Annotated in this window: 7 protein-coding genes; 3 read left to right on the top strand and 4 right to left on the bottom strand. The window is 29.5% G+C overall.

What is annotated here, in order from left to right:
• Positions 1-10: 10 nt before the first annotated feature.
• Both GQS57_RS07050 and GQS57_RS07045 read left to right on the top strand, forming a co-directional pair.
• Positions 11-3694, top strand: a complete 3684-nt coding sequence (locus GQS57_RS07050; RefSeq protein ID WP_165731864.1) for a metallophosphoesterase — start codon at positions 11-13, stop codon at positions 3692-3694.
• Positions 3695-3699: 5 nt separating this feature from the next.
• Positions 3700-4080 carry a DUF423 domain-containing protein gene (locus GQS57_RS07045; RefSeq protein WP_165731863.1) on the top strand — a complete coding sequence of 127 codons (381 nt, stop codon included), beginning with the start codon at positions 3700-3702 and terminating at the stop codon, positions 4078-4080.
• A 322-nt stretch (positions 4081-4402) separates the two neighbouring features.
• Here the strand turns inward: GQS57_RS07045 and GQS57_RS07040 are convergent, their stop codons facing one another.
• From GQS57_RS07040 to GQS57_RS07030, 3 genes are all read right to left on the bottom strand, one after another.
• Entirely contained in the window at positions 4403-5098 is a 696-nt protein-coding gene (locus GQS57_RS07040) for a hypothetical protein (protein WP_165731862.1), read from the bottom strand.
• Between the two features lie 59 nt (positions 5099-5157).
• A complete protein-coding gene (locus GQS57_RS07035; RefSeq protein WP_165731861.1) occupies positions 5158-5949 on the bottom strand; it encodes a hypothetical protein in 792 nt (263 codons plus the stop codon).
• An 847-nt stretch (positions 5950-6796) separates the two neighbouring features.
• Positions 6797-9445, bottom strand: coding sequence for a T9SS type A sorting domain-containing protein (locus GQS57_RS07030; RefSeq protein WP_165731860.1), 2649 nt, complete (start codon positions 9443-9445; stop codon positions 6797-6799).
• Positions 9446-9688: 243 nt separating this feature from the next.
• On the opposite strand from GQS57_RS07030, the gene GQS57_RS07025 reads away from it, so the two are divergent.
• Entirely contained in the window at positions 9689-11842 is a 2154-nt protein-coding gene (locus GQS57_RS07025; RefSeq protein WP_165731859.1) for a response regulator, read from the top strand.
• A gap of 8 nt (positions 11843-11850) precedes the next feature.
• On the opposite strand, the gene GQS57_RS07020 is transcribed toward GQS57_RS07025, so the two are convergent.
• A complete protein-coding gene (locus GQS57_RS07020; protein ID WP_240915442.1) occupies positions 11851-12696 on the bottom strand; it encodes a hypothetical protein in 846 nt (281 codons plus the stop codon).
• Positions 12697-12810 lie beyond the last annotated feature (114 nt).

Genomic DNA, 12810 nt, shown 5'->3' with positions numbered 1-12810 from the left:
TTTAGCACTTATGAAACTACTCAGATACTCCATATTCTTTTTACTTTTTTTATGCATTTCTGCCTGCGCAACCATAAAAAAACAAATAGCAGACAACCAATCTAGCGTGATTAAAAAGGATAGTTCTAAAATTGAACACACTTTTTATTTAATTGGAGACGCAGGAAACTCTACATTAGAAGAAGATTCACCTGCTTTAAAATATTTAAAAAAGCATATTGAAAATGCATCAGAAGAAGCTACTTTACTTTTTTTAGGTGATAATGTCTATGAAACTGGGATACCAGATAAAGATTCTAAAAAATATCCTTTGGCAAAAAGAAGAATTGAAGCGCAAACAAATGTTGCAAAACAATTTAAAGGAAATTCTATATTTATTCCAGGAAATCACGATTGGTATCATGGTTTAGATGGATTAAAAAGAGAAGAAAAACTAGTTGAAAAGGCATTAGGGAAATCAGCTTTTTTACCGAATAATGGTTGTCCATTAGAAAAAGTTAAAATTTCTGAAGACATTGTTTTAATTATTGTTGATACGCATTGGTATGTAACAAACTGGGACAATCACCCAACCATAAATGATGAATGTGAAATTAAAACAAGAGAAAAATTCTTTGATGAATTTGAAGGACTCATCAAAAAGGCAAGAGGAAAAACAACGATTGTGGCATTACACCATCCAATGTTTACAAACGGTTCTCATGGCGGACACTATTCTTTTAAAAGCCACATGAGCCCTTTACCTGTTTTAGGTTCTCTTAAAAATTTAATTAGAGAAACAACCGGACTTACAAATACCGATATTCAGAATAAAAAATATAACGAGCTTAGAAAACGTGTTATCACACTCTCTCAAGAAAATGATAAAACAATTTTTGTTTCTGGACACGACCACAACCTACAATATATTGTAGAAGATAATTTACCGCAAATAATAAGTGGTTCTGGTTCTAAAACAATGGCTACAAAATTAACCGGAAACGCAAAATTCACCTATGGAGCGCAAGGTTTTGCTAAGTTAGATGTTTATGAAGATGGTTCGTCTAACGTTGCTTTTTATACCGTAAAAGATAACAAAGTTGTGTACGCCACAGAAGTTTTACCAGCGAATGAAAACACCAACTTTGCTCCGTTTACGAATACTAATATAACAGAAAAAAAAGCATCTATTTACACCAAAGAGGAAGTTGAAAAAAGTGGTATTTATCGTTTTTTATGGGGAGAACGTTATAGAAAATATTTTGGTACAGAAGTAATTGCACCGACGGTAGATTTAGACACTCTTTTTGGCGGATTAAAGCCTGTTAGAAAAGGTGGCGGACATCAATCTAAATCATTAAGACTTGAAGATTCAGAAGGTAGAGAATACGTAATGCGTGCCTTACGTAAAAATGCGGTACAATATTTACAGGCAGTCGCTTTTAAAGACCAATATATAGAGGGTCAATTTAATAATACCGCCACAGAAGGTTTGTTAAGTGATGTTTTTACAGGTTCGCATCCGTATGCACCATTTACTATTGGTAAATTGTCTGATGCCATTGGTGTTTATCACACAAACCCTGTTTTATACTACGTTCCTAAACAAGATAAGTTGGGTAATTTTAATGATGAATTTGGTGGTGAATTATACATGATTGAAGAAAGAGCTGCTTCTGGTCATGGAGACAAAGAAAGTTTTGGGTTTGCAGATGAAATAATTAGTACCGATGATTTATTAAAGAAATTAAGTAAAAATGAACATCATATTTTAGACGAAAATGCATATATAAAAGCACGTTTATTCGACATGTTAATTGGAGATTGGGACAGACACCAAGACCAATGGAGATGGGCTATTTTTAAAGAAGGTGAACAGACCATTTACAGACCAGTTCCTAGAGATAGAGATCAAGCTTTTGCTGTTTTTGGTGATGGTTTTTTATTAAATATTACCACAAAATTAATACCTGCATTGCGTGCAATGCAATCATATAAGGAAGATATCAGCAGCCCAAAATGGTTTAATTTATCTCCGTATCCTTTAGACATGGCATTAATTACAACGGCAACTAAAAACGATTGGGATGCACAAGTAAAGTTAATAACCACCAACCTTACAGATGCAGTAATAGAAGATGCTTTTACTAATTTCCCAGACGAAGTAAGAGATCACACTGTATTAGAAATAAAAACAAAACTACAAGGAAGAAGAAAGAATTTACAAAAAATTTCTGATGCTTATTTTCAACATTTAAATAAATTTCAAGTTATAAAAGGTACTCATAAAGATGATTGGTTTGATATTGAAAGAATCCCTAACGGAGGTACAAAAATAACTGGATATAGAATTATAAAAGGCGAAAAAGGAACCATTTTTCATGAACGAACTTACAAGAAATCTGACACCAAAGAAATCTGGATTTATGGTTTAGATGATGATGATACTTTTGTTGTAAAAGGCGAAGCTAAAAACTTAATAAAAGTTAGGATTATTGGCGGTCAAAACAACGATGTTTATAATATTTTAAACGGTAAAAAAGTAAAAATATATGATTTTAAATCTAAGAAAAATACGTTTGTAACAAACAAAGGGAATAAAAAGTTAACCGATAATTACGAAACGAACGTGTACGATTACACGAAGCTTAAAAACAATCAGTTTATTATATCTCCAACCATTGGTTTTAATGCAGACGACGGTGTTAAATTGGGTGTTTCTAATGTATATACTTCTTTTGGTTTTGAGAGAAACCCATTTACTTCTCAACATACCTTAAATGCGGCCTACTATTTTGCAACTAGTGGTTTTGAATTTGATTATTCTAGTGAATTTGCAAACGTTATAAAAAACTGGAACCTCGGTGTAAAAGCACGTTTTACAAGTCCTAATTTTGCTATGAATTATTTTGGTTTAGGGAATAACTCTATAAACCTAAATGCACCTCATGAAATTAAAGACGAAGAATACAACAGACTTAGAATAAAAGAATTAAGTGCAGGTACTTTTATACAGTGGAAAGGAGACTTGGATGGAACAATAAAAGTAGGTGTAAATTTTCAGAATTTTAAAGTAGAACAAACATCTAACAGGTTTATAAGTGATACTTTCGCATCAAATAATGCCATTTTTAACAATCAACAATTTATAAATACAGAAGCTGGTTATCAGTTTGAAAACGCAGACAATACTGCTTTTCCAACAATGGGAATGAAAACATCCTTAAAAGTAGGATATACCTCTAACCTTAAAAACAGCAACCACTTTGGATATTTAATACCAGCTATTTCTTTTGATTATAAATTGGTTTCTAGCGGAAAACTAGTACTTGCATCCAAAGTAAAAGGACATTATAATTTTGGCGATTCTTATGAGTTGTATCAAGCAGCAAGTATTGGTGGAAATGATGGTTTAAGAGCGTATAGAAACGAACGTTTTACAGGGAAAAATTCAGTGTATCAATCTACAGACCTTCGTTTACTTTTAAGCAAAGTTAAAACAAGTATTGTGCCTCTAAACATTGGTATTTATGGAGGTTTTGATTACGGAACTGTTTGGGGACAACAAAACACCACGTTTAACAACACTAAATTTAACACTTCTGCTGGAGGTGGTATTTTCTTTAACGCAGCAAATATGTTGGTTGCAAATGTAGCTGTATTTAATGGGGATGATGGCGTAAGAGCAACTGTTAATTTAGGATTCAACTTTTAATAACTATGGATAAAATAGCATTAATTTCAGGAGCATTTTTTGGAATGTCAGCCGTAATTTTTGGTGCGTTTGGTGCGCACCTTTTAAAGAAAAAACTAAACACAGACCAACTACAAAGTTTTGAAACAGGTGTTAAATACCAAATGTATCATGCCATTGTATTACTTGTTTTGGGTTTTCAGTTAAACCACCAAATTACAATAGACAACTACATTATTAACTTTTTTATAATTGGAATTATTTTATTTTCATTTTCTATTTATGGTTTAGTAATTTCTTCTGCCAATAATAAAAAACTAAAATTTTTAGGACCAATTACACCGTTAGGAGGACTATGTTTAGTTTTAGGTTGGGGGTTGTTAATTTATAAGTTTCTAACTTTATAAAAAAATGAGGCTGACTAAAAAGGATTAAATCTTGTGAATCTGAAATAAATTCAGATTCACAAAAAACTTACTTTTTAAACAACCTCATTTTTTAGAATTCTTACAGCAACAATTAAAACATTATTAAGAGTAAGAATATGAGAGTATACAATAAAAAGACCATTAGCTCTAACTTGTAATATTTTATATATTTCATTTTAAATTATTTTAGATAATGTTAATTTATAATAACATTTTTATTGTAAATAATTACTTCACAACTCTCCATACGAGCGTTAAGGAACTTTTAATCATTTATCAACTAATACTGATACCTTCTTATTTATTCACCTCTCTTTTCTCTTGCTCTTTTAATAGTTGCAATAGCTACACTATCTTTTGATGTTAAAGTATTCGTTTGTTTTAATTTCATAACTGAAACATAGTCGTTAAATTTCTGATCTATATCTACCGTTCTTAAGTACCTAGATGCAGGCGTATTGATATGAACCGATGCTGCTTCTATTTTTGCTTTCATTCTTGCAAAAAAACCACCTCTATTATTTTTCTTAGTTTCTTTTACTTCAGGACGATCCTTAACCATAACATATACTTTAGTGATATTATTTACCGTAGGATTCCCTACTTTTGGTAGACGTTCTAATACAAAAAATAAATCGTCTATTGCCATGTAACCTTTTTTTGTTTGCTGATGCTTTATATAAATTACGTTTGGGTAACTATCTGATGTAACACAATCACTTAATTCTGTTTCGCTAAAATCTCCGTAAGTTTCAGTAATAGATTTCGCATTAAAACCTACAGGTTGCCCTCTAGGTAGTTTAATAACTGTTATGTTTACAGCTGGTGCTGACTCTGTAAAATTATACGTTCCGTCTCCATTGGCTTCTAATCCACAAAAACCTTCGTATATCGCTGTTTCTCCATTGACTTGTAAAGCTTCATATAAACTTTGTTGCCCCTGTGCTATCGTTGCCACAAAAAGTAAAATAACTGATACTATTATTATATTTTTCATTTTGTATTATTTTTATGAGTCAATTTTTAGATTACAACTTGCGATACGGTAAACGTTGTTTAATTTAAAACGATACCACTTACAGTTACAGTCATAGTTTTATAAGTACTCTTTCTTAATGTTTTTGTACTTTCTGCTGTTTTAGGTATCCCTTCTACTTGAAAAATATAATCTCCTCTTTCTGTTATAAAACTTAAATCTGAACCATAAAAAATATTTGTATATCCAGAACCTCCGGTTGTATGAATATCTACTCTACCTAATTCATTAAAATCTGTATCACGTACAACCATTTCTAGTTTAAGACCTGATGAATAATTAGGGCTAAAAGGATATCCTATAGCAATTTTAGCCGATTTGCTTATACTACTAGGAATACTATAATCTGAATCGGATACTTTAAAAAATAAATCATATAAGTATTCTGAATGATCAGTATCATACACATAATATACTTTTTCACCTTCACTAAATAGGTTCTCTATTTTTATTTCGGTATTACTATCTTCTTCTAAAATATAAGCTTGATAAGTATCTGGAACAGCATCAAATTCTGTCATATCAAATTTTAAAATAGCTTCTCCTTCATCATTCGTTTCATCAAAAGTTAAAGCTGCGCTATATTCATTATCAAGGTAATCTCCTTTTAATACAATAGTATAATTGTATGCAGTATTGTAATTTTCAACTTTAATAATAGGTTTAAAATTATTATTCATAGACTCTCCTATCTGAATATTCGAGTATCCATTATCACTAGAACTTGTAATTGACTGAAAATTTGCAGCAGTAATACTTTGTACTTTAATAGACATATCATCTTCATTACTTGAACAAGAAATAAATACCATTGTAATGGCTATTAATACTAATTTTGATACTCTAATTAATTGTGTTTTTTTTAAAATTTTTCATTATAAAGTGTTTTATTTTTATATATGCAAATCTATTAGTAAACAAGTATTTACCTCATTCAAAAAACATCTATTTGAGTCAAAAATCAACTATTTACATCAAAAAACATCCTTTTAAATCATTTGCTTTTTTTATCTAAAAAACAAGTAAATATATTTTGTAATGAACTCTAAAAGCGGTCAATATTTATAATACTTAACGATGATTTTTTTAATTAGTAGGCTGTATTTTTCTAGTTATTATAAAAGAAATTTCATCATTCAAAACGATATTAATCTTGATTATAAAATATCAATTACCTGCTCTTTTAGAGGTTATTAAATAAGTTCCATCAAACTTTATAAAGGAATAGATTACTAGTAGCTACTAAAAGGACTTAAGACCACTCCACTAAAAGCCACAGAACTCCCTCAATTAACTATTTTTAAGTGTTTTGTATATTAAAAGATCGTTTTTTTTTTAAATTTATACGTAATCTAATTTTCTAATTCAAATCTTCATGTAATCGTTTTATCTAAACAAAAAATCAACTTTCTTTATCAGATTCTATTAATTTATGATAAAACTGCTACCACAACTTGACTTTGCTCTATAAAAAGAAGTTTTTAAAACACCATCGTTAGCATCATATTTCTAAGTAAAACTAAAAGAATAATTTACTCTTGTTTCGCTATTTGTAATTATACGTATCTCTTTTTTATTTTTTGAGATTCATCTATTATTAGGTTTTGTTTTAATAAAACCTCGCAAGCAATGTACTTGCGAGATTAAAAAACACTCTAACTAAATTTCTACTTTTTTATAAACTTTTTTTGTAGAAACAGTTCCGTTTTCGTCTTCTATTTTAATTAAATAAAGACCACTTTTTAAGTTTGATGTTGTTATCTTTTTAGAAGTAGTTTCTAAAACTTTATTTCCTAAAACAGAATATACTATTGCACGTTTTAAATTGCTATCCATTTTAATATTTAAATTTGAAACAGTTGGGTTCGGATAAATGGTTACTTCATTTAAAAATGTATTAAAGTTATCATTTATACCTAAAACACTTGATCCAAACTCATAAACACCCATATCTACTGTGGTGTCAAAAATACGTTGGTTACCTAGTAAATCTTTAGTAATACTTGTTGGTATTTTAGTGTTATCTCCTGTATTTATTGCAGGAGAACCTGTTTGTAAGGTAAAATTACTATTTGCTGCATTTACAAACAATGGGTTGCTATAACTTATACTTGCTTTATGTGTGATAGCATTACCTATAAAATTACGTTCGTCTATTGAATTATAAATGGCTAAAGAGTTTGGTAAAGATTCGTTAAGGGCATTTACCGAGTTTACCACGTTGCCTGTAGTTGTTAGATCTTTATTACCCCAAAAAATAGAATTAGAAATTGTTGCATTAATAGCACCATCACTCGGACCACTTTTAGAAATTGCTAAAGTAGAGCCTTTACCTGCGATAAATGTTGTAGTATTTTCAATATTATTTACATAAGTATTATTTACAATATTTACATTTACATCTGCATTAGCACCAATACTTCTTATCCAAGCAACACTAGCTCCATAACCTTTATTACTATCACTTAAGTCTGCTGCAACATTAGAGTCAAATAAAGTATTTGTAATGGTTACATCTACATTTGTATCAATTTTTGCATGCATATAAATCCCAGATCCTTCTCTAGACATATTATTTATAAACTGACAATTTTCAATTACTAAAGATGCTCTTTGACCCGTTGGGTTATTTAGTTCAAATTCAGCTAAAAGTCCTGCATTTGTATTTCTACTTACATTATCTTTAATAATACAGTTTTTAAGTGTAAGATTATATATTGACTTCTCTTTTATAATAGCACCACCAGTTTCTGTTGCACTTACATTTGTATGTGCATCACTTATAGTTAAACCATCTAACAATAAATTTTCTCCAGCTGCTGTAATATTTACAATATGATAACTATTATCTCCATTACGTGTAGAATTACCATAATTAGAAGGAAAATCGGTTACATTTACATCATTATCATTTAAATCTCCTGATAAAATAGTTGCATTTGCTCCTAAAACTCTATCTTCTATAGAATTTTCTGTACCTGCAAAACCTCCATAAATACTTACATTTTCTTTTAAAATATCAAAAGTTGCTTCACGATTACTTGCTGATGCTTTATAAGTACCTTTAGCTATCCAAATTTTAGAATCTTCATTTACAGCAGTTAAAGCATCTTGCAAATCTGTATATGCATTTGCCCAAGAAGATCCATCATTAGATCCTGATGCCGTATAATCTACATATATTATTGGTCTCTGCGATGAGATTAGCTGTGTAAAATTTATATAATTAGAATAATCAGATGTTGTTGCACTTGCACAATTTGTTTTTACATAAACATCGTATTCATTACCGTTTGTTAAGCCACTTAACACCGTACTTGTTGTAGTAATACCAGTTATTGTTGTTCCTGTACTTACATCATCGCCAGCATTTACATAAGTAACATCGTAAGAAAGTGCTCCATACACACCATTCCAACTTATAGTTGTTGTCGTTTCATCATCTATTGTTTTAAAAACATTACTTGGAGCTACACAATTTGGGGTTAAATTAGCATCTGTATATTTATAAATACCTTGTAATGAACTACCAACAGATGCAACGTAAATGTCTTGCCCGTCTATATCTATTCCTCTTGGACTTTCTATAGGTTGACCAATATAATATACGCTACCAGCACCAGACTTATGTATTTTACGTATCTGACCATTAGTTAAGTTTGAAGTAAAATATAAGTAATCATCTACAAAATGAATTCCCCAAGGCGCAGGCAACCCACTCTTTACTATTTGTGCAGCTGGTGTAGTTGCTGATAAATCAATTTTATAGATCTTTCCAGTACTCAAATTGTTAAATACAAAATATAAGGTAGAACCATCTAAAGTAACATCTGTAATATTTTGATGAGCAACAGGTAGTGATGCTACAAATACACTAGAGTTTATCCCTGTAACTTTACGTAATTCATGTTGCGAAGAGTTAGAAGGATTACTACCTGTATAATACAACTCGTTATTATAATGAAATACTGTAGATATGGTACTTGTTACATTAATCTGCTGAATAGGTATTGTAGGTATAACTCCTGATACATTAACCCCTTTAATACCTGTAAAAGGCATAAAAAGATAATTTCCTTCCCTCCAAAGATTATAGCCGTTAGTAGATGAACTAATATTTGAAACTAGTTCATAACTCGTAGAAACCTCACTCTTATTATATCTTATTAAAGATGAATTATTCAGAGTATAAACATAATCATCTATTACCTGTATTCCTACTGGCCCGTTAATACCCGATGCTATTCTTGTTTGTGCATAACTTAAGGTAGTTATTAAAGTAAATATTAAAAGTATTTGTGTTTTCATAATATATTATTTTATTAAAATGTTTACCACAAAACTATTGCTAAACAAGTATTTACATCATTCAAAATTCTTCTATTCTAATCACAAAGTAACTATTTGAGTCAAATACTAACCATTTGAGTCAAAAGGTTATTTACAGCTACTTAATTACTTCAAAAAAGATATATTTACAAAAAAAAGTATTTATAAAGCATCTAATGCTTGTTACTTTTTTTATCTAAAACCAATATTTTTTCGTTTTTTATGAAAGAGAAATATGAAAGTTTACTTAATTTAGGAATCCAAAAAAGGTATACAAACAGCCTTAACAAAAGAATACGTTTATTAAATACCTTTTGTGTAATTTGGGGAATTGTAGTTTTAATTTTTGTTAGTTTAGAACTCATTGTAAGTATCGTTCTAGAGGTTATCAATCACAAAACTATTACGTTCGCTTTTATTGATATTAGATTTTTCTTTACGCACTTTTTTATACTCATTTCTCTCATACTAATCCTTTTTCTTAATAAAAACCTTCACTTTAAATGGGGTCGTTTCTACTTTTTAAGTGTTTTTGTTATTGCTAATTCATATGCTTCGCTAATTATTTCTCCGGGCCATTATGTAGAGTATTATTTTGTTTTATTATCTCCTATTGTGAGCACTCTTTACACTAAAAAAAGTTCATCATACCTTGCATTAATAATTGGCTTTCTAATCTTTTTAACACCTTATTACATATACGTTGTTTACCCAACAGAATATGTAGATCGTTTAATTATCTTAGAGTCTGCTTGTATTTTTCTTGTAGTACACCTTTTGGTAAACTATTTTAAATCGAATAATTTAGTATATGAAAAGCTTTTAGCACTAGAAAGAGATAAAGTACTTTCTGATAAATTCATCTTAGAAAAACAAGAAGCAGAATTGCGAGAATTGAGTGAGTTTAAATCGCATTTCTTTGTAAATCTATCTCATGAAATACGCACACCTTTAACACTTATTCAGGGCTACACAAATCAATTAACCTTTAAAGAATCAGACAAAGAAAATAAAGAAAAAACAACCGTTATTAAAGAACAGTGCCAACAAATGCAAGATATTATTAATAGTATTATGGATTTGAGTAAAATGGAAAGTGATCAATTCGAACTCATTAGAATTCCTGTTGATGTAAATTCTTTTCTAGAAAAATATTTTACTAATTTTCAAAGTCTTTTTGCTAAAAAAAACATTGATTTCACCTTTAATAACAACACGCTAAAAACAAATATTCTAATAGATAAAAACCTATTTTCTAAAGCAATTAGCAATTTACTTAGCAATGCTTTAAAGTTTACGCCTATTAACGGGAGCGTTGCTATAAACACCACTTTTAATAATGATGATGGCATTACAATTAATGTTATAGATTCTGGTATTGGCATCCATAAAGAAGAAAGAGAAAATGTATTTAAACGCTTTTATCAAGTAAAAAATGATATTACAAAAAGCCAAGGTAGTGGCATTGGATTGGCTTTTACTAAAAGTATTGTAAATGCACATCATTTTTCTATCGATGTAAAAAGTAGTATTGGTAAAGGATCTTGTTTTTCTATTTCAATTCCTAAAAACTATGTAAGTTCTGCAATTCATCAACCTAAAGTAAAACCACAGAATACTTTTAAATCTAATGAACAAACAAAACCAACATCTATAAACAAAAAACAAAACATACTTGTAGTAGATGATCATGAACAAATGAGAATTTACTTAAAAAAAGTTTTAAAAAATTATAACGTTACAGAAGCAGAAGACGGTAAAGATGCGCTCTCTATTCTTCAAAATAATAGTTTCGATCTAATTCTAACAGATTATATGATGCCTGTAATGGATGGAGAAACTTTGGTTAAAGAATTAAAAAAGCAACAGAACAAAACACCTATTATAGTACTTACAGCAAGAACAGACCAACAAGGTAAATTATCTATGTTACGTCTTGGTATAGATGGTTATTTGCACAAACCTTTTATGGAAGAAGAGCTTTTAATTAATATTAAAAACGGTATAGCACTTTATAAAAATGTTAAAGATTTTGATAAGGAAACATCTCCAGAAGAATTGAAAAACCTCAACGAGTATGCAGATAAATTTAATACAAAAATTACGACTTATATTAACCAAAACATAAACTCACCACTACTTTCTGTTGATGCTATTGCAGAATACATGGCAGTTTCTAGAAGTACCTTAAACCGTAAAGTTAAAAGTATTTTAGGCCAAACTGTAAACCAATTAATACAAGAAGCACGTTTAGAAAAAGCACGAAATTTAAGAGCCGAAAATCCATTAGCCTCTAAAAAACAAATAGCAGAAGCTGTTGGTATTACAAACACTACCTATTTATTTGATAAATTAAAAGAGCGTTACGGAATTTAAAAATAAAACTATATTTTAAGTTTATAAAAATTACCGCCAACACCATCTGATTTTTCATCCGTAATTAGCAAAGTATTATTGTCTTTAAAAGTAATTCCTTCTTTTTGAGAATAAGAATTTAATGGAATTTTGGTTAATTTTCCTGATAAAAAATCATCGTTTTTATAATCCGTAAAAATTAAAACAGCAGCTGGAGACAATAATGCTACTTTGCTTCCATCATCAGAAATATCTGCAGAAGTAATCCAACATTCCTTGTCGTTACAATTATTAAATTCAGAAATAAATACTGCTTCATGTTTTCCTTCTTTAGCAGGAACCTTGTATAAAGAGGTTTTACCATACTGTCCTTCTACCCTACTTTTAGTAAACACATAAAATGAATTATTATAATAGAAAAAAGATTCTGCATCAAAAAATAGTTTTTTCTTTTTAGGTGGAAACTTCTTTTGTTCCGGATAAGAAAACTTAATTTTCTCTACTTTTATTTTTTTAGAACTTGTTAAATCCTCATGATTTACCTTTAAAATAACAAGGTTTTCTCTTTCACTATCATTGTTTCCAAAATCACCAATGTAAAGATTACCTTCTTCGTCGGATGCAAGGTCTTCCCAATCGTGGTTTTTTTCTTTTATAGTAAGCTCTTCAACAATATTTCCGGTAGCAGAAACACCGTAAATTTTAGGTTTATTTCCACTATCGTTTTGCATCCAAATTAAATCTGAATTGGCAACTACTTCTGCTCCAGAAACCTCTTCTAAGTCTTTTGATAATTCTGATATAAGTTTTAAACTACCAAAATTATGACAACTTAATAAAGACAGAAAACTAAAAATTACAGTTATTACTTTCATTAACAATACTATTTATTTTAATATTAAAACCCTTCAGCTTTTTTATTCTGAAGGGTTTATAATTTATTTTTTTATAATTAGATTTTCTTCCAACAAGAAAGATTAAAATGGAAT

It is taken from the genome of Polaribacter sp. 20A6, from assembly GCF_011378915.1.
GTDB classification, from domain to species: Bacteria; Bacteroidota; Bacteroidia; order Flavobacteriales; family Flavobacteriaceae; genus Polaribacter; species Polaribacter sejongensis.
Note: the sequence above shows the minus strand (reverse complement) of the source record. Positions and strands in the feature narration are given on the sequence as shown.

Coding starts and splice junctions, on each gene's coding strand:
- GQS57_RS07050 (WP_165731864.1), top strand. CDS start 11: ATGAAACTACTCAGATACTCCATATTCTTTTTACTTTTTTTATGCATT.
- GQS57_RS07045 (WP_165731863.1), top strand. CDS start 3,700: ATGGATAAAATAGCATTAATTTCAGGAGCATTTTTTGGAATGTCAGCC.
- GQS57_RS07040 (WP_165731862.1), bottom strand. CDS start 5,098: ATGAAAAATATAATAATAGTATCAGTTATTTTACTTTTTGTGGCAACG.
- GQS57_RS07035 (WP_165731861.1), bottom strand. CDS start 5,949: ATGGTATTTATTTCTTGTTCAAGTAATGAAGATGATATGTCTATTAAA.
- GQS57_RS07030 (WP_165731860.1), bottom strand. CDS start 9,445: ATGAAAACACAAATACTTTTAATATTTACTTTAATAACTACCTTAAGT.
- GQS57_RS07025 (WP_165731859.1), top strand. CDS start 9,689: ATGAAAGAGAAATATGAAAGTTTACTTAATTTAGGAATCCAAAAAAGG.
- GQS57_RS07020 (WP_240915442.1), bottom strand. CDS start 12,696: ATGAAAGTAATAACTGTAATTTTTAGTTTTCTGTCTTTATTAAGTTGT.